General features: G+C 40.5%; 13 protein-coding genes and 2 rRNA genes (1 of these 15 running past the window's edge). 1 reads left to right on the top strand and 14 read right to left on the bottom strand.

Features of this window, described 5'->3' with window-relative positions; all coding sequences use genetic code 11:
• From IGI63_RS10740 to pth, 14 genes are all read right to left on the bottom strand, one after another.
• Nucleotides 1–815, bottom strand: a 23S ribosomal RNA gene (locus tag IGI63_RS10740) (it extends 2,096 nt beyond the left edge of the window).
• A gap of 224 nt (nt 816–1,039) precedes the next feature.
• A 16S ribosomal RNA gene (locus IGI63_RS10735) occupies nt 1,040–2,593 on the bottom strand.
• The 16S and 23S rRNA genes sit together here, the layout of an rRNA operon.
• Before the next feature lie 650 nt (nt 2,594–3,243).
• Nucleotides 3,244–4,740, bottom strand: a complete 1,497-nt coding sequence (lysS, locus tag IGI63_RS10730; RefSeq protein WP_002359372.1) for a lysine--tRNA ligase — start codon at nt 4,738–4,740, stop codon at nt 3,244–3,246.
• Between the two features lie 93 nt (nt 4,741–4,833).
• A complete protein-coding gene (gene dusB, locus IGI63_RS10725) occupies nt 4,834–5,832 on the bottom strand; it encodes a tRNA dihydrouridine synthase DusB (RefSeq protein WP_002356263.1) in 999 nt (332 codons plus the stop codon).
• 11 nt (nt 5,833–5,843) lie between these two features.
• Nucleotides 5,844–6,740 (bottom strand): Hsp33 family molecular chaperone HslO, encoded by an 897-nt coding sequence (gene hslO / locus IGI63_RS10720; protein WP_002359370.1) that lies wholly within the window; start codon nt 6,738–6,740, stop codon nt 5,844–5,846.
• Between the two features lie 161 nt (nt 6,741–6,901).
• Entirely contained in the window at nt 6,902–9,058 is a 2,157-nt protein-coding gene (gene ftsH / locus IGI63_RS10715; RefSeq protein WP_002363441.1) for an ATP-dependent zinc metalloprotease FtsH, read from the bottom strand.
• 93 nt (nt 9,059–9,151) lie between these two features.
• Complete coding sequence (gene hpt / locus IGI63_RS10710) at nt 9,152–9,697, bottom strand: hypoxanthine phosphoribosyltransferase (protein WP_002356260.1); 546 nt, start codon at nt 9,695–9,697, stop codon at nt 9,152–9,154.
• Nucleotides 9,698–9,715: 18 nt separating this feature from the next.
• Complete coding sequence (gene tilS / locus IGI63_RS10705; protein WP_077932675.1) at nt 9,716–11,104, bottom strand: tRNA lysidine(34) synthetase TilS; 1,389 nt, start codon at nt 11,102–11,104, stop codon at nt 9,716–9,718.
• A gap of 85 nt (nt 11,105–11,189) precedes the next feature.
• Entirely contained in the window at nt 11,190–11,669 is a 480-nt protein-coding gene (locus IGI63_RS10700) for a S1 domain-containing RNA-binding protein (protein ID WP_002356258.1), read from the bottom strand.
• Between the two features lie 44 nt (nt 11,670–11,713).
• The gene (locus IGI63_RS10695) at nt 11,714–12,193 is read right to left on the bottom strand and encodes an FtsB family cell division protein (protein ID WP_002356257.1); all 480 of its coding nucleotides are present in this window, start codon (nt 12,191–12,193) and stop codon (nt 11,714–11,716) included.
• A gap of 254 nt (nt 12,194–12,447) precedes the next feature.
• A complete protein-coding gene (locus IGI63_RS10690; RefSeq protein ID WP_002356255.1) occupies nt 12,448–12,711 on the bottom strand; it encodes an RNA-binding S4 domain-containing protein in 264 nt (87 codons plus the stop codon).
• A gap of 14 nt (nt 12,712–12,725) precedes the next feature.
• Nucleotides 12,726–14,315, bottom strand: coding sequence for a putative polysaccharide biosynthesis protein (locus tag IGI63_RS10685; protein ID WP_002361558.1), 1,590 nt, complete (start codon nt 14,313–14,315; stop codon nt 12,726–12,728).
• A gap of 15 nt (nt 14,316–14,330) precedes the next feature.
• Nucleotides 14,331–17,870, bottom strand: coding sequence for a transcription-repair coupling factor (gene mfd, locus IGI63_RS10680; protein WP_429975785.1), 3,540 nt, complete (start codon nt 17,868–17,870; stop codon nt 14,331–14,333).
• A gap of 19 nt (nt 17,871–17,889) precedes the next feature.
• Nucleotides 17,890–18,456: an aminoacyl-tRNA hydrolase gene (gene pth, locus IGI63_RS10675; protein WP_002361556.1), complete on the bottom strand. Its 567-nt coding sequence runs from the start codon at nt 18,454–18,456 to the stop codon at nt 17,890–17,892.
• A 335-nt stretch (nt 18,457–18,791) separates the two neighbouring features.
• Between pth and IGI63_RS10670 the strand changes: the two genes are divergently transcribed.
• Nucleotides 18,792–19,775: an L-lactate dehydrogenase gene (locus IGI63_RS10670; protein WP_002356251.1), complete on the top strand. Its 984-nt coding sequence runs from the start codon at nt 18,792–18,794 to the stop codon at nt 19,773–19,775.
• Nucleotides 19,776–19,972: the final 197 nt, after the last annotated feature.

Genomic DNA, 19,972 nt, shown 5'->3' with positions numbered 1-19,972 from the left:
CTACCCACACCTCATCCCCGCACTTTTCAACGTACGTGGGTTTTTCGGTCCTCCAGTGCGTTTTACCGCACCTTCAACCTGGACATGGGTAGATCACATGGTTTCGGGTCTACGACTACATACTCATTCGCCCTATTCAGACTCGCTTTCGCTGCGGCTCCGTCTCTTCGACTTAACCTCGCATGCAATCGTAACTCGCCGGTTCATTCTACAAAAGGCACGCCATCACTCATTAACGAGCTTTGACTTGTTGTAGGCACACGGTTTCAGGATCTATTTCACTCCCCTTCCGGGGTGCTTTTCACCTTTCCCTCACGGTACTGGTTCACTATCGGTCACTAGGGAGTATTTAGCCTTGCGGGATGGTCCCCGCGGATTCCGACGGAATTTCTCGTGTTCCGCCGTACTCAGGATCCTCCTAGGTGTTGTCAGCATTTCGTCTACGGGGCTTTCACCCTCTTTAGCGGAATTTTCCAAATCCTTCAACTATACTAACAGACTACCATATTGGAGTCCTACAACCCCAACAAGCAAGCTTGTTGGTTTGGGCTCTTCCCGTTTCGCTCGCCGCTACTCAGGAATCGAATTTTCTTTCTCTTCCTGCAGGTACTAAGATGTTTCAGTTCTCTGCGTCTACCTCTAATCAGCTATGTATTCACTGAAAAGTAATATCCTATAAAAGATATTGGGTTTCCCCATTCGGAAATCTCTGGATCATAGCTTACTTACAGCTCCCAAAGCATATCGGTGTTAGTCCCGTCCTTCATCGGCTCCTAGTGCCAAGGCATCCACCGTGCGCCCTTATTCACTTAACCTTATCAACCTTACGGTTGGGTCTTGATCACTTCTTCTAGCGATAGAAGGTTAATCAATAAATAAGCAATTGAACTTATTAAAAACTCATTCAACGCGGTGTTCTCGGTTTGTTTTGATTCTTTTACTTCAATATCCAGTTTTCAATGAACGAATGTTTTGAGAGTAGACCTCTCAAAACTGAACAAAGTAAAGACGAAATGTGTATTTCCGTAATATTCCTTAGAAAGGAGGTGATCCAGCCGCACCTTCCGATACGGCTACCTTGTTACGACTTCACCCCAATCATCTATCCCACCTTAGGCGGCTGGCTCCAAAAGGTTACCTCACCGACTTCGGGTGTTACAAACTCTCGTGGTGTGACGGGCGGTGTGTACAAGGCCCGGGAACGTATTCACCGCGGCGTGCTGATCCGCGATTACTAGCGATTCCGGCTTCATGCAGGCGAGTTGCAGCCTGCAATCCGAACTGAGAGAAGCTTTAAGAGATTTGCATGACCTCGCGGTCTAGCGACTCGTTGTACTTCCCATTGTAGCACGTGTGTAGCCCAGGTCATAAGGGGCATGATGATTTGACGTCATCCCCACCTTCCTCCGGTTTGTCACCGGCAGTCTCGCTAGAGTGCCCAACTAAATGATGGCAACTAACAATAAGGGTTGCGCTCGTTGCGGGACTTAACCCAACATCTCACGACACGAGCTGACGACAACCATGCACCACCTGTCACTTTGTCCCCGAAGGGAAAGCTCTATCTCTAGAGTGGTCAAAAAGGATGTCAAGACCTGGTAAGGTTCTTCGCGTTGCTTCGAATTAAACCACATGCTCCACCGCTTGTGCGGGCCCCGTCAATTCCTTTGAGTTTCAACCTTGCGGTCGTACTCCCAGGCGGAGTGCTTAATGCGTTTGCTGCAGCACTGAAGGGCGAAACCCTCCAACACTTAGCACTCATCGTTTACGGCGTGGACTACCAGGGTATCTAATCCTGTTTGCTCCCCACGCTTTCGAGCCTCAGCGTCAGTTACAGACCAGAGAGCCGCCTTCGCCACTGGTGTTCCTCCATATATCTACGCATTTCACCGCTACACATGGAATTCCACTCTCCTCTTCTGCACTCAAGTCTCCCAGTTTCAATGACCCTCCCGGTTGAGCCGGGGCTTTCACATCAGACTTAAGAAACCGCCTGCGCTCGCTTTACGCCCAATAAATCCGGACAACGCTTGCCACCTACGTATTACCGCGGCTGCTGGCACGTAGTTAGCCGTGGCTTTCTGGTTAGATACCGTCAGGGGACGTTCAGTTACTAACGTCCTTGTTCTTCTCTAACAACAGAGTTTTACGATCCGAAAACCTTCTTCACTCACGCGGCGTTGCTCGGTCAGACTTTCGTCCATTGCCGAAGATTCCCTACTGCTGCCTCCCGTAGGAGTCTGGGCCGTGTCTCAGTCCCAGTGTGGCCGATCACCCTCTCAGGTCGGCTATGCATCGTGGCCTTGGTGAGCCGTTACCTCACCAACTAGCTAATGCACCGCGGGTCCATCCATCAGCGACACCCGAAAGCGCCTTTCACTCTTATGCCATGCGGCATAAACTGTTATGCGGTATTAGCACCTGTTTCCAAGTGTTATCCCCCTCTGATGGGTAGGTTACCCACGTGTTACTCACCCGTCCGCCACTCCTCTTTTCAATTGAGTGCAAGCACTCGGGGAAAGAAGCGTTCGACTTGCATGTATTAGGCACGCCGCCAGCGTTCGTCCTGAGCCAGGATCAAACTCTCATAAAAAAGTTAGAACAATCTTACGATTGTTAAGCTCAATTTGTTTGCTAGCATATTGCTTGCTTGTTAAAAATGTTTGTTGTCTTGAATTGAATCAAGACGCCCTACATTTGGTTCGTCCTATTCTTTGTTCAGTTTTCAAAAGGTCTACGTTACCTCGCAGCAACTTTTATATCATAACAAACTTCCGTTTGAATGTCAAGAACTTTTTTGAAAAAGTTTTTAAGTTGTTTTGCTCGGTTGTTGTCGTCTGTTGTGACAACTTCTATATCTTATCATCTCGTTTGTTATCTGTCAACAACTTTTTTGTTGTTTTTCAAACTTTTTCGAGAGATTTTGAAATCAAGAATTGTTATTTAATTATTGATTTCTGAATCGCTCAGCTGTGTGACTCGCCTTGCGACATGTAATAATATACCAAGATTTCAAGCATTGGTCAATCATTATTTTCACTTTTTTTAAACTTTTTTTTCAATACCGATTATTCTTTCTTATCCGATTAGATAAAGTTCGTTTTTTTATCAGATTACCCATTCTTTTTATTACCCATCTTCGATTTTTTTAGAAAAAAAGAATTGGTTTCAATTGTTTTTCTATTCTTTTTTTATTTAATTTTTTGCGAATACAAAAAAAAGATGCCCTTAAGGCATCTTTTTTTATCTCATTGTTGGGAATAGCAAGACATCACGAATTGATTGTGCATCAGTTAATAACATAACTAGTCGATCAATCCCAATACCTAATCCTCCGGTTGGTGGCAAGCCATATTCTAAGGCTTCGATGAAATCTTCATCTACTCCGTGTGCTTCATCATTTCCTTGTTCCCGTTCTTTTTCTTGTTCTTCAAAACGTTCACGTTGGTCAATTGGATCATTTAATTCTGTAAATGCATTAGCAAACTCTTTTCCGATAATAAATAGTTCAAAGCGGTCAGTGAAACGACCATCTTCTGGATTTTTCTTCGCTAATGGTGAAACAGCGACTGGGTGACCATAAATAAATGTTGGTTGTTGCAATGTATCTTCTACAAATGTTTCGAAAAATTCATTAATGATATGACCGACTGTCATGGCATCTGTAATTTCAACATTATGTTCTTTAGCCAACGCACGGGCTTCTTCTATCGTCATCTCTTGCCAAAAATCTACGCCCGTTTGTTCTTTGACCGCATCTACCATGTGTAGACGTTTGAAAGGACTTCCTAAGTCAACCGCTTGACCATCGTACGTGATATCAGTAGTTCCTAAGACTTTTTCCGCAGCATTACGAATAATTCCCTCTGTTAAATCCATCACATCTTGATAATCAGTATAAGCGGTATAAGCTTCTAACATTGTAAATTCTGGGTTATGAGTGGTATCGATTCCTTCATTACGGAAGACACGACCAATTTCATATACTTTTTCCATGCCACCGACAATTAAACGTTTTAAATGTAACTCTAGGGCAATGCGTAAGTATAAGTCCATATCTAATGCATTATGGTGTGTGATAAATGGACGAGCAGCAGCTCCTCCTGCTTCGTTATGCAAGACAGGGGTTTCTACTTCGACATAGCCATTGCCATCTAGATAACGACGGATTTCGCTAATAATTTGACTGCGTTTCATGAAACGATCAAAGCTTTCTTTGTTACTGATTAAATCCAAATAGCGTTGACGATAGCGTTGTTCCACATTCGTTAATCCATGGTATTTATCTGGCAATGGACGCAAAGCTTTAGTTAATAACGTAATTGTTTGAGCTTTAACAGTAACTTCCCCCGTATTGGTTTTCATTACTTGACCTGTCACACCAAAGAAGTCGCCTAAGTCAGCATGTTTAAATAGTTCATAGGCTTCGTCTCCAACTTGGTCCTTCCGAACATAAATTTGAATTTGGCCTTCACGGTCTTGCAAATGGGCGAAACCAGCTTTTCCTTTACCACGTTTTGTCATCATACGTCCAGCAACGCTGACTTCTGTATTCATTTCACTAAGTTCTTCTTTTGTATGATTATCATATTGTTCATGAAGTTCTGCTGAATTATGAGTACGATCGAAACGTTTACCGAAAGGATCAATCCCTTCTTCACGTAAAGCTTCCATTTTTTCGCGGCGCACGAGCATTTGATCATTTAAATCCTCTAAATGCGCTTGTTGTTCTTCTGCCACTGTTGTTCCTCCATTCTTGATTTTAACCTATCCTAATAATGCCACAGTAATTCGAAAAAAAGCAAGCCGAATTTTACTTTCGGCTTGAATTTTTTATTCTTCTATAGTAGTTACAGCAACTTTGGAAATCTTCTCTACAAAGGCATCAAGTAAATCGACAACTGCTTGTTGTGTTTCAACTTGGTTAATCGCAACTTTGACTTTGGCCGCTCGCGAGATTCCTTTTAGATAGTAAGAAGCATGTTGGCGAAACTCACGGACCGCAATTTTTTCACCTTTTAAATCCACTAATCGTTGTAAATGAACTTTTGCAATGTTAATTTTTTCAGCTGGTGAAGGCTCAGGCATCAATTCGCCCGTTTCCAAGTATTCTTTCGTCCGTTGAATCATCCAAGGATTGCCCAAAGCAGCTCGACCAATCATCACACCATCCGCTCCAACATATTCTAACATGCGTTTAGCATCTTCAGGCGTTTTGACATCGCCATTTCCCATAAAAGGAATGGTTAAATGCTTTTTCACTTCCTTTAAAACGTCCCAGTTGGCTGTCCCTTCGTACATTTGGACACGTGTCCGACCATGCATAGCAATGGCCGAAGCCCCTGCTTGTTCGGCAGCCAAAGCGTTGTCTACAGCATATAGATGATCTTCATCCCAGCCTGTTCGCATTTTTACAGTGACAGGCAAAGAAACTGCCGAAGAGACTGCGTGAACCATTTCATGCACTTTATTCGGATCCAGCAACCATTTCGCACCAGCTTCAGCTTTAATTATTTTATTGACAGGGCAACCCATGTTAATATCAATAATCGCCGCTTGCGTATTTTCTTCAACAAACTTAGCAGCTTCCACTAATGTTTCTTTATCTCCACCAAAAATTTGTACACTTAAAGGATATTCTCGCTCATCAATATATAGCATTTCTAAGGTTTTTTTGTTTCTTAATTTAATTCCTTTATCACTAATCATTTCACAAACGACTAATCCTGCGCCAAATTCTTTTACAGTCACACGAAAAGCGGCGTTACTAATACCCGCCATCGGAGCTACGACAACACGGTTGGGGATTTCAACGTCTCCAATTTTCCACATAGTCTTTCCTCCTACTTTTGTTTCGTATTGCGAATCGCTTCATCGCGAAGTTCAATTAATTCTTCTTCACTATAGTGATATTTATTGTTACAGAATTGACAAACTGCTTCCGCTCCATGATCTTCATCAATCATCGCATTTAATTCATCGATCCCAACGGCAATCAAAGCGGTCGCAAATTTTTCTTTGGAACAGTCACATTTAAATTGTACAGGCATTTTTTCTAAAATTTCTACTTCGTCTTCTCCCAATAAGCGATACAAGACTTGTTCAGGTGTTTCTCCATTTTCTAGTAATTGTGAAATTGGTGGCACTTCCGCTAGACGCTGTTCAATAAAATCAATGGTACTTTCATCGGCACCTGGCATTACTTGAATCATAAAACCACCGGCTGCTTTCACAGATTCATCCGTGTCCACCAATACACCTAAACCGATAGCTGAAGGAACTTGTTCAGAGACCGCCATAAAATATGTAAAGTCTTCACCGATTTCACCAGAAACAATAGGTGTTTGTCCAGAAAAGGTTTCTTTTAATCCTAAATCTTTAATGACTGTGAAAATTCCTTCGTTACCGACAGCGCCACGTACATCAATTTTACCTGTTGCATTCAACTTTAAGCTGACATGTGGATTTTTAATGTAGCCTTTTGTTTCTCCACGGCCATTACTATCGACAATAATAGCGCCAGCTGGGCCATTTCCTTGTACTTTTACAGTTAATTTATCGTCGCCTTTTAAAGTCGCTCCTAGTAAAAGGGCTCCAATCAATGTGCGCCCTAACGCTGCAGTAGAAGAACTCCATGTATCATGTCTTCTTTGCGCTTCGCTAACAGTTTCAGTGGCACTGATGGCATATGCTCGTATTGAACCTTTATAACAAAGGGCTTTTACTAAATAATCTTCCATTCTTTTTCCTCTTCTCTTGGTGCTTTTTTGTCCATTAGTCAGATAATACTAGGAATCAAGTGTTTTTTCAACCAAATAATCTTCCTTCTATAGAATATCTTAATATTATAGAAGGTGCAGTATTCGTCAACTCGACAAATACTGCACCTTCTACTAATTGGTTATTTATAACGATCTTCGTAGTTATTGCGATCATATTCAGAATTGGAATCTGAATCTTTTTTCTCTTCAGATTGGACTTCTTTTTCTGTTTGTTCGCTTTCTACTTTGACTTCTTCTGCTTCATCATGTAATTCTTTTTTCGCTTCTTCAAAGTCTTGCTTTTCTTCAACTTGTTTTTGCGCTTCTTTTTCTTCTAAAGCACGTTTTGCTTCTTCGAATGTTTGCGCTTCTTTTTCACTAGGATAGTCGCTGTCAGCACCTTCAGGCATTTTACCTGTTTCAAATAATGATTTGATTGCTTTTGCATCTAATGTTTCATATTCTAATAGTTTTTCAGCGATTAGTTTATGTTGTTCACGGTGCGCTTCGATAATTTCATGCGCTTTCGTATGAGCATCCATTAAGATACGACGAACTTCCTGATCGATTTCAAACGCCACTTGTTCTGAGTAAGCTTTTGTTTGACCATAATCACGACCGACAAAGACTTGATGGTTTCCTTCATATTGAACAGGTCCTAATTTGTCGCTCATTCCATATTCAGTTACCATGCTACGGGCAATCCCTGTTGCTTGTTCAAAGTCATTTGAAGCCCCTGTTGATTGAACGCCAAAGATAATTTCTTCTGCTGTACGTCCACCAAGTAAGCCAACGATTTGTTCAAACATATCTTCTTTAGTCATTAAGAATTGATCTTCTTTTGGTAAAGCAATCATATAACCGCCTGCGCGACCACGAGGGATAATTGTTACTTTATGGACAACACGGGCACGGCTTAAGACTAAACCAACGATTGTGTGTCCCGCTTCATGGTAAGCCACCATTTCGCGTTCTTTTTTATTAATCACGCGATCTTTTTTAGCTGGACCAGCAATTACGCGGTCTTCGGCTTCATCCACATCAGAAGCATCAATTTTTTTCTTGTTACGACGAGCGGCAACTAAGGCTGCTTCGTTTAAGACATTTTCTAAATCAGCACCAGCAAAACCTGGTGTTTGTTGTGCAACAACTTTCAAATCAACGTCATCAGCTAACGGTTTGTTTTTCGCATGAACACGTAAAATCGCTTCACGACCTTTGACATCTGGACGTCCTACCAAGATTTGGCGGTCAAAACGACCTGGACGTAACAACGCTGGGTCTAACACGTCTGAACGGTTCGTTGCAGCAATTACGATAACTCCTTCATTGCCATCAAAACCATCCATCTCAACTAATAATTGGTTAAGGGTTTGTTCACGTTCGTCGTGTCCGCCACCCATACCAGCACCACGTTGACGACCAACTGCATCGATTTCATCGATAAAGATAATCGCAGGCGCGTTTTTCTTCGCTGTTTCAAATAAATCCCGGACACGGCTAGCACCGACCCCGACAAACATTTCAACGAAATCTGAACCTGAGATTGAGTAAAATGGCACACCTGCTTCACCTGCTACGGCTTTAGCAAGTAACGTTTTACCAGTCCCTGGAGGTCCCTCTAATAGTACGCCCGCAGGAATCCGTGCGCCTAATTCAGCGAAACGACGTGGATCTTTTAAGAATTCCACTACTTCAACTAATTCTTGTTTTTCTTCTTCCGCACCAGCTACATCTGAGAAGCGGACACGGTTAGCTTTTTTATCGGCTTCTTTGGCTTTGGATTTACCGAAGTTCATCACACGGCCACCGCCGCCACCGCCACCGCCTTGTTGGCTCATCATCATGTAGAAGAAGAAGAAAATAATCACTAATGGTAAGAAACTAAACAACAGTGACAACCAAGCACCACTTGTTGATTGTTCTTTGACAACTAGCTTCACCTTGTTATTTTGTGCCGCATCTTGAATGCCAGCTAAGGTTGTATCACTAGGTAAAACGGTTGTTGTGAAGCCTTTTGACGACGCTTGCGTTGAGCCCCACAATGACAGACCACCTGTGTCTTTCACTTCTTGTTTTTCTTTATACTGACCTTCAATCCGGTAAACCCCATTGGTTGGTTGAATGGTCATGTCTTTGACTTTTCCGTCTTCCAATTGTTGTTGGAAGGTTGAGTAATCGATGTCTGGCGATTGTTGGTTGTTATTTCCAAAAATGAAATAGACAACCATGACCATGGCAAGTACTACTAAGACGTAGTATAAACCATTTTTCATGCCATTATTCTTTTTGTTCATGCCTGTCCTCCTTATGCTCATCATTACAATTCATGTTATTCTTTTATCAATCCTGACCTTTACATTGTAACACAATTAATTCCTTGATAGATATTAATTTGATTCGTAAACTTCAGGTTTTAAAACGCCAATATAAGGCAAGTTGCGGTACGTTTCTGCATAGTCTAATCCGTAACCGACCACAAACTCATTGGGCACATCAAACCCTACGTAGTCAGCTTTAATGTCTACTACACGGCCTTCTGGTTTATCTAATAAGGTAACAATTTTCACAGATGCAGCTTTACGGTATCTAAACAAATCTACTAAATACGCTAATGTACGACCACTATCGATGATATCTTCTACGATTAAAATATGTCTACCTTCGACATTTGTGTCCAAGTCTTTGACAATTTTTACTTCGCCTGAAGAAACTGTCGCGTTGCCGTAGCTAGATACATCCATAAAGTCCAATTCTAAATAAGTATTGATTTCACGAGTCAAATCAGCCATAAATGGTACTGCACCTTTTAAAATACCGACCACTAAAGGATTTTTCCCTTGATATTCTTCTGTCAGTTGCTTGCCAAGCTCTGCAGACTTCGCAAGAATTTCTTCTTTGGAGATTAGGACTTTCTCAATATCTTTTTCTATCATAGTGCGCTCCTTTCAGCATTACTCCTTTGTCTTAAAAAGGAGTCTGTAGTGTATTTTATCAGTTTCTAAAGGAATACTCAAATAGGAATTTGCAAATTTTGGTACCCAAATGATTTCCTCTTGCTCATCCGTAATGACCCAAGCACTCTCTCTCGCTTCATTTGGCACTTTTTGATCAATAAAAACTCTGCTTAATTTTTTCGTAAACCCTGGTTTTAATGTAATCCGATCACCACTTTGGCGATGACGAACGGTCAAAGGTGTGGCTGTGGTCAACGGGATCGCTAACAACTGACCCGTCCACTGATTAATCTCTTCAGGAAGAGGAAACGGTTTGTCTGTCGCAATTAATCCTAGCCACTCGGTTTCCGATAAATAAATCCCCGCGCCAGGTACTAATAAATGTGTAACTTCTTCTCGCAGTGCAACCTGTTTTTGTTCTAAGCACAGCCAATCATAACTTTTAGCTAGTTGCCATTGCTGTTCTAACATAACCGAGCCTTGCGGTTGGCGTTCATCATTCAAAACTTTTAAAATTTGTGTCATCTGGCGTTGGTTTAACGAAACCCCTAACGGCACTAATGTTTTTTGGAAAAACGCGGTTAAAAAGAAGTGCTGGTACGCAGGCGTTTCTTTTAATAATCTCTTCAAAGGAATGCGCCAGCCTTGTTGGGTCGGTTCTACGGCTTCAGATAATTGAGGCTCAATTTGTTCCTGAATAAATTCTTGGGCAAAACGTTGTTCATTACTAAAAGAAGCAATCTGATCTAAGAATTGCGGATTTTCCTGCTTTAATAGCGGCAAAACCTGATTACGGAGCCGATTTCTCAAATATTCATTGGTTTGGTTCGTTTCGTCCTCAAAATAAACGAATGCTTGGCGCTGTGCAAATTGATACAATTCTTCTTTTGGATAAATAAGTAACGGACGAATCAATTCCCCTGTTGCAAAAGGCCGTCTCTCTTTAATGCCTGCGGAATGGGAAAAATTAGTTCCTCGAATCAGCTTCATTAAAATCGTTTCCGCTTGATCGTCTAGATGATGTGCCGTCATTAAGACCGCCGCACCTTCAATTTCCATGACTTCTTTAAAAAATTCATAACGAAATGTGCGCGCTTTTGCTTCTAAATTCCGTTGCTTTTCAGGGTCTTCCCAACGTGTTTCATAATACGTCAGCTCTCGCTGCTGACAATAGGTAGCGAGATATTGCGCTTCCTGTGCCGACGCTTCTCGCAATTGATGATTGACGTGTGCAACAACCAATTGTAATTGTTCTTTTTCTGCCACCTGTTCCATTAACGTCAAAAGGGCCATGGAGTCTACACCACCAGAAACGGCGACCACGATTGTTTGATGCGGTTGCCAAAATCCTTGTTCTTTTCCTCGTTTATAAAACTGCCAAAACATTGTTCGCCCTTCTTTCTTCCTTAGAATAAAAGAGGAACCGAGAAATAACCCATTCGTTATCCCCAGTCCCCCTATTTGTTTGTGCTTAGCCGCGACGTCCGCCACGTCCGCCACGTTTGCCTTCAGTATTACGTTTTAATGAAGATAAACGGTCATCACTATCTTTCAAGAAAGAGCTCATCAATGAGTCAAAATCTTGTTTATTGTTATTGTTATTTGCTTGTGGTTTATTGAAAGGCTTTTTGCCCCCTGCGCGTGGATTACGGTCACGATTCTCATAATTGTTTTCACGACGTTGAAATTCACGTTTTGGTTGTTGCCCTTCTGCTGGCTCTTGTGCTTTACGGATCGATAAGCCAATTTTGCCGTCGTCACCAACTGAGGTTACTTTCACTGTTACTTCGTCACCTACTGTTAATACATCATGAATATCTTTAACGAATCCATTAGACACTTCACTGATGTGTACTAACCCAGTTTTTCCTTCTCCTAAATCAATAAATGCACCAAAGTTAGTAATCCCTGACACTTTTCCTGGCAATTTAGCTCCTACTTCGATTGACATAAAAAAATTGTTCCTCCTATTTTTTCCCTAATTATAATTGCAGTTTATTCAGCTGAAGACTTAGTTGTTTCAGTTGAAGACTGTGATTGACTATTTTTTTCTGAACTGCTCTTGCTTTCTTCCGCTCCAGAAGTCTGTGTTTTTTTCATTTGTTCTGGTGTGGGATAAATCTGTTCGCCTTCTTTTGAGAGAAGGAAACGGCTACGTGCTAATTTTGCCACATAATCATCATCTTTTAACAAAGCAACGTCTTTTTTTAGATCCTTGACCTTCTTATCAACTGCTACGGATTCAGCAATTGCATCTGCTCGTTCTTGTTTGAAAGCACCTAAGCGATGATAATCTTTCATCAATTGGATGCCAGAAAAGGCAAAAATAATGAAGGCCACGAGAAAAATCGCTGCCAAGCGTCTGCGTCTAAAAATCAATTGTTTCTGTTGTTTTTGGAATTCGACATACTGTTCTTTCGTGTAGTCATTTTCCAATGCCGCAACTTTCTTCGAGTTTTTTTCATTCTTTCCCATCGTCTCGCTCCACTCGCTTTGGATTGTCCGTTTTATTATACCAACATCTAAGAACCTTGTCTAATGTTAATTTCAGAGAAGTTAAAGAAAATCAAGCTTTTTTCTAAAATATTCTTTGCTTTTGAAATAACAGCGGTTGATTTATTAATTTTTTTCAAAAGCGGCGCGTCTGTTTCATTAAAAAGCTGAAAGGATGAAGCGCTTGGAATATTCATCTTTTCAATGAACTTGCCAAGCGCTCCATCCTCACCTGCTTATTCTTCAGAGACGCGTGTTTCTGATTTTATCTCATACATTTTTGTGGCATCTTCTTTTTTCGTAGAGTCATTTAGTTGCAGGACTTCTACTTCTAAAATTCTGTTCCCAAATTGAATTTTGACAAGGTCACCAATCTTCACAGTACTAGAAGATTTGGCTAAGACTCCGTTGATTTGAATCCGACCTTTATCAGCGACTTCTTTGGCAACTGTTCTTCTTTTAATAATGCGAGAAACTTTTAAAAATTTATCTAACCGCATCACATTCACCTCTTTTATTTTTTTTGTCTCATCCGTAAAATTTTTGCGCCATACGGTAAACTTAACCATTCACGTATCGTAAATAATTCTAACTTAATGATGGTGCTAATAAAAACTGTACCACCCACTGCAACACCTAAAACTGTAACGAAAAACGCTTGACTTCGGTGATGCACACCTTGGAACAAGATGGAGATAATTCCTTGATAGACCAGTAATGACAGCATCATGATTGCTAAACTAAGCAACAGTTTTTTCAAAAAGTTTCGTTCTCGAACAAAACAATTAATCGCTGCATCCGATTGTCGGACTAAAACGAATAACGTCGCTAGTAACCCAAGGATGGTAGACCAACTAGCACCTAATGTTCCCCAACGAATGGTGAAAAAGCCCGTTGTCAGTAATTTCACTAATAAGCCCACACCAGCTGCCACTAAAGGACCTTTAAAACGATTGCGACTTTGTTCAATACTTTGGTAGGCCTGAATAATGGCCATAAAAGCGATGGATAAAACATACACCCCTAAAACATCATTGCCTTTATAATCTTTAAAAAGTGTAAAGTTCATGTACGGCAATAACATCATTAGACCAATCGAAGCCGCCGATGCCAAGGTTGTGGTAAGGCGCAAAAAGATTTTTGCAACTTGTAAAAATTGTTGACGGTCTTTTTTCATAAAATATTTTGTCAAACCTGGTAAAAAGGTTGAGCTTAAAGCTAAAGCAATTACCAATCCTAATTGAACTAGTGGTTGTCCTCTATCATAGACCCCTTTGTCCACTTTCGCAGCTAAATCAGAGAGCCCGAAAAGCATGAGGGCATTTTTTACTTTAAAGGAATCAATTAATTGAAATAGAATCAGAAAAGCACTATATAAAGAGACCAAACCACCCTCAATCATTAAACGTTTAAATAGTCCTGTGGTTTGAGGCATAATCTTCCATTGATGCAAGTATTCCGTACTTCCACTAAGAATTTTTCGATTGTAGTACCATAAGACAAGTACCGCTAAGATACCGCCAGCCAACGCACCACTCATGGCCACCGTCCCCGTTTGGTAAATGGAGCCACCAAAGTAATGATAGGACAACGCAGCTACTAGAATAACCCCGACACGCACAAACTGTTCCATCACCTGTGAAATACCACTAGGCACCATCAACAAATGACCTTGAAAATTTCCACGATAGAAGGAAAGAATTGGAACGAGTAAAAAGGTAAAGGAAACAACTTCCATTAATGGTTGGAGTGCAGCATCCCCCATACTAATAGCAATTTCTTGACTACCAAAGAAAAAGAAGGCCCAACAAGCAATCGCTAACCATAACACATAGGGATATAGTTGGCGCAACACTTGTTTTTGACTCCGAATATCTGGTTGTTCAGCAACAATTTTGGAAATAAATTGCGGTAAGCCTGACAATGCTAATGTCATCGCAATCCCATAGATTGGATAAACTTGCTGATACACGTAAAATCCTTCATCCCCTACAAAGTTCTGAAAAGGAACGCGATAAAACGCACTCAACACTTTTGCAATGAAGGAAGCAATGGTTAACACAACGGCACCTTGCATCATTCGTTGCATTTCTTTTTGTGCCATCTTCTAGGCCTCCTTTTAAAGGGAATCCGTTTCTTGCGAATGTTTGTATTTTTCTTGTCGTAATGCAGTTGTAAAAGTAGCAATTTCTTGAATCCAAACAGCTTCTTTACAATCTTTCGGCAACTTCAAGGAAATAGTCATTTGTTCTTTCTCAACTGCTAGATCAGCTTTTAAGCTGGTTGCCGATAACGCTTCAAACAACTGCTCCACAGAGTATGTTTTTGTGCCAATTTTACTTAACACAAACTTGACTTTTTGATCGCGTTTACGAATACTTTCTAACAAGGCACGGTCGCCATCCATTTTGATACGGCCAGTGGTTAATAAATGCGCCACTTCGTCAGGATACTCTCCAAAGCGGTCTAACAAGTCCGCTTCTAATTCTTCGTACATATCCATATTTTCTAATTGACGAATCCGTTTATAAATTTCAATTTTTTGTCGTTCGTCTGTAATGTACGTTCCTGGAATATAAGCATCAATGCCCAAATCAATTTCAACAGACGTTTTTTGGTCTTGGATATTTTTTCCTTGTTTACGAGCAACTGCCTCAGATAACATCTGTGAGTACATATCAAACCCAACCGAATCAATGAAGCCATGTTGTTGGGCACCAAGAAGGTTTCCGGCCCCTCGAATGGAAAGGTCACGCATCGCAATTTTGAACCCAGAACCTAATTCCGTAAAGTCTTTAATTGCTTCTAAACGTTTCTCGCTAACTTCGTTTAGGATTTTTTGCTGTTCGTACATAAAATAAGCATAGGCCACTCGATTGCTACGCCCCACACGACCACGTAATTGATACAACGTAGATAAGCCCATGTAGTCCGCATTTTCTACAAACAAGGTATTAGCATTAGGAATATCTACTCCTGTTTCAATAATTGTTGTAGTGACTAATATATCATATTGTCCTTCAATAAAATCAAACAAAGTATTCTCCAGTTGTACTTCTGTCATTTGACCATGTGCATACGCAATTCGTGCATCTGGAACTAGTGCTTGTAACTCTTCAACTTTTCGTTCAATCGTATCTACTCGATTGTATAAATAAAAGACTTGGCCATCTCGGGCCATTTCTCGCTCAATCGCTTCCCGAATCGCCCCAGGATTATTTTCCATGACATACGTTTGGATCGGATAACGATTCTCTGGTGGGGTTTCGATGACGGATAAATCACGGACACCTAACATCGACATATGAAGGGTCCTTGGGATTGGCGTTGCTGTTAACGTCAAGACATCCACTTGTGAACGCAATTGTTTTAGTCGTTCTTTATGTTTCACTCCAAACCGTTGTTCCTCATCAATAATCAACAAGCCTAAATCACTAAAATTAATATCTTGCGACAATAAACGATGGGTACCAATCACAATATCTACTTGGCCATGTTTAATTTTTTCAATTGTTTCATTTTGCTGTTTTTTCGTGCGGAAACGACTTAATAAACCAATTTCTACAGGAAAGCCCTCAAACCGCTCTTGAATCGTTTCGTAATGTTGTTGCGCTAAAATAGTTGTTGGCACTAAAAAGGCAACCTGTTTATTGTTGCTAACAGCTTTGAAAGCCGCTCGTAAAGCCACTTCTGTTTTACCAAACCCTACATCGCCAACTAACAAACGATCCATTGGTCGAGATTTTTCCATGTCGTGTTTAATTTCGGCAGCACTACGTAATTGATCATCTGTTTCAGAATACGGAAAAGCCTCTTCAAATTCTTTTTGATACGCATCATCTGGCGGAAAAGCATAGCCTTTTTCCGATTCTCTTGTCGCATAAAGTAAGATTAAATCATCCGCGATATCTTCAATTTTCGAAGCAACTTTTCGTTTGGTTTTCGTCCATTCACTGCCGCCTAGCTTGTTAATTTTCGGCGTTTTAGACTCGGAAGCAACGAACTTTTGAATCAAGTTCAATTGTGTTACTGGAATAAATAACTTGTCATCATTTTGGTACAAGATAGTCATGTAATCTTGATGGACCCCATCAACTTCTAAGGTCTCCATACCAATATATTTACCAATCCCGTGATTCGCATGAACGACATAATCGCCCGTTTTTAAGTCGCTATAACTTTTCAAACGTTCCGCATTAGAGATTGTTTGACGACGTGCCCGTTTTTTGGTCGTTGTATGAAAAATTTCTTTTTCCGTAATCGCCACGAGCTTGTTTTTAGGTAATTCAAACCCTGTTTGTAATGCCCCTTGAACAATTTGGACATGCCCATCTAACAGCTGATCCCAATTGCTTACTACGCTAGGTATGTCAAAGTCCTGAAATAGCTCTTCGACTTTTTGAATCCGTTCTTTCGTAGGAATAAAAACAACGACCGTTTGGTTTTGCTTTTGCCAACGGTCCACTTCCGCTTTTAGCAACGGCATTTGACCGAAGAATTGTTGCATTGAACGATATTGGAAATTATGGACTTCTTGGAAACGAAGATTCCCCATCCCTTTTTGAAAAAGTGAAAAGAAGGTCGTATTTCGTGCAGTTTTTCGCAATTGATCATGAAAGTCTACGCCAAAAGTTTGTTCAGAAAACACGCGTATTTCTTCAATTTTCAGGGTTTGCCATTCCGCTTCCTCTCTAGCGATTTCTCGCTCCGTTTCCATCATACGAGAATAATCATCCACAAAAAGCAAACTATTTTCTGGTAAATAATCTAACAGCGTAGTTTTTTGTTGGTACAGAAAATCTGTATAATAGTGAGCATTTTCTGTAGGAATCCCTTGTTCCCAAGAAGACAGCAACTGACCAAAATATTCTTCTAAAAAATCGGTCTCCGTTTGATCTTTAGCTGTCGCTAAACGTTTTTCTAGAGCATCTTGTAACCTCGTCATGCCATGATTCATATCTGCCTTTGAGAATACTAAATCAGTCATTGGTGAAATCGTTACTTCTTCAAGATTTTCTAATGAGCGTTGAGTATCCGCTTCAAAATAACGGATTGAGTCAATTTCAACATCAAACAGTTCCACTCGAACAGGGTATTCGGCATTTAGCGGATAGACATCAACAATGCTTCCGCGAATACTAAATTCGCCAGGCTTTCCGACCATCGATTGGCGTTCATAGCCCATTAACACTAAGCGTTGCGCGAGGATTTCAGGTTCTACTTCTGTCCCGATTTCCCAATGAAGTTGCGCATTTTGCCACGTTTCTTTCGTTGGCAAATACTTTCGTAGTCCAGCTACTGGTACGACCACGATTCCTGCATTCGCTGTCATCAAGAAATTTAACGCACTCACTCGATCTGCGCGCGCTTCTGGTGAAGAAAAGGCCATTTCGGCGGATAACACTTCATCTACTGGAAATAGATGAACTTGTTCTGAAGGTAAAATATTAAAAAAATCATCTACTAATTGATTGGCATAGTATAGGTTTGGGACCGCAATAACAATTTTTTGATGCGTCTTTTGTAAAGCGCCTGCCATCAGTAATGTTTTAGCAGAGCCTGATAACCCAGTAATTAGTTGGCGCGTTCCTGTTGTCATTAGTTGACTGCGCCATGATTTAGCAATTTCTGTTTGGCTAATTCGTTCGATAATATTCAAACAAGGGCCCTCCTTTCTGCTATTTTCCATTAAATTGATTCATTGTTTCAACAAACGTATGTCCTTCGCATGCATATAAAGCGGCATCGGCTGCTTTTTTTACAGCAAGTAACATCTCTTCGTGTGTTTCTTTGGGAAAAGTACTTAGTACATGGTGGATAACTGTATCATTTTTTGAGGGCCGACCAATGCCAATTTTAATTCTAGGAAAGACATTTGTGCCTAAATGGGCAATCAGACTTTTTATCCCATTGTGGCCGCCAGCACTACCTTTTTGCCGTAAACGAATTTTACCGACCTCTAAGTCTAAGTCATCATAAATAACAATCAAGTCTTCCTCATCTACCCCAAAGTAGGTCAACAACGGACCAACAGAGCGACCTGATTCATTCATAAATGTTAATGGTTTCACTAACAATACTTTCTCAGTCCCTATAAAAAACTCTGCAATATCTGCTTCAAAATTACTATTATTAAACGAAACATTTTGCCGATACGCAATTTCATCTAGCGTAATAAAGCCAATGTTGTGTTTTGTTTCTTTGTATTTACTACCGGGATTTCCCAGTCCTACGATTACTTTCATCTTTCATTCTCCTTGGATTATAAGCTTGCCAACACAAAATGGCTGGGAAGCGTATGCGCTACCCAGTTTTATTCATTATACCATAGAAATAAAAAAACTCGCAGTCTTTGAAGATTAAGAAAGATGTAAAAAATTTTTTTAGAAATTTAAATATGCGCAAGATAGTGAAATTACGCACATGTAAGAGCTACCATTTTGAAACAGGTCTGAAAACTGTATCATTTTTACAATCAAAGTTCGTGACATTTTTTACAAACCATGTTACTATCACTTTAGCAACAGGAAATAAAAACTCGTTGCTCACGAAAAAGAATGTAGAGGAAGGAATGGTACACATGACTGCAGCCGCAGGGAATAAAGATCACCAAAAAGTAATTTTAGTCGGGGACGGTGCCGTAGGTTCTAGCTATGCCTTTGCTTTAGTAACTCAGAATATTGCTCAAGAAGTTGGGATTATTGATATTAATGTACCAAAAACTGAAGGAGACGCGTTGGACTTATCTCACGCATTAGCATTTACTTCTCCTAAAAAAATCTATGCTGCTACTTATGACGATTGCCATGATGCAGACTTAGTTGTCTTAACAGCTGGCGCGCCTCAAAAACCAGGCGAAACTCGTTTAGACTTAGTTCATAAAAACTTGAAAATTAATAAAGAAATCGTTACAACAATTGTTGATTCTGGTTTCAACGGTATCTTCTTAGTTGCCGCAAACCCAGTTGATATTTTGACTTATTCAACTTGGAAATTCTCTGGCTTCCCGAAAGAACGAGTAATCGGTTCAGGAACTTCACTAGATTCTGCTCGTTTCCGTCAAGCAATTGCCGAATTAGTTGATGTTGATGCACGAAATGTCCATGCCTACATCTTAGGGGAACACGGAGATACAGAATTCCCAGTTTGGTCACATGCGAATGTCGCTGGCTTACAAATTTACGAATGGGTGAAAAATAATCCTGACGTCGATGAAGAAGCAATGGTTAATTTATTCTTCAACGTACGCGACGCTGCTTACACAATCATCGAGAAAAAAGGAGCTACTTTCTATGGAATCGCGGTTGCACTAGCGCGTATCACTAAAGCTATCCTAAACGATGAAAACTCTGTGTTACCATTATCTGTTTATTTAGAAGGTGAATATGGTCAAAACGATATTTATATCGGTGCACCAGCGATCATCAACCGCCAAGGAGTTAAACAAGTCATTGAAATTCCATTAACAGATGCTGAACAAGAAAAAATGGAAGCTTCTGCTTCTGCATTAAAAGAAGTTATTGAAACAGCTTTTGCTAAATTTGAAGCAGAAGAAGCAAAATAACTCCTTCTATAATAGTCGAAAATTTAAAACAACCAAGAGTGGCCACTATTGTTACTCCGCTTTAAAGCCTGGTACAAAAATCCAAAGTGATTTTTGCACCAGGCTTTACTTTTAATCTGTTTTACTTTACTCATCACTCAACTTTTTCAAAAAATTATTGTTTTGTTTAGCTCGAAAATAACAATAGCCACAAATAA

Origin of the sequence: Enterococcus sp. DIV0086 (assembly GCF_050498705.1) — a bacterium.
GTDB lineage: Bacteria > Bacillota > Bacilli > Lactobacillales > Enterococcaceae > Enterococcus > Enterococcus faecalis.
Note: the sequence above shows the minus strand (reverse complement) of the source record. Positions and strands in the feature narration are given on the sequence as shown.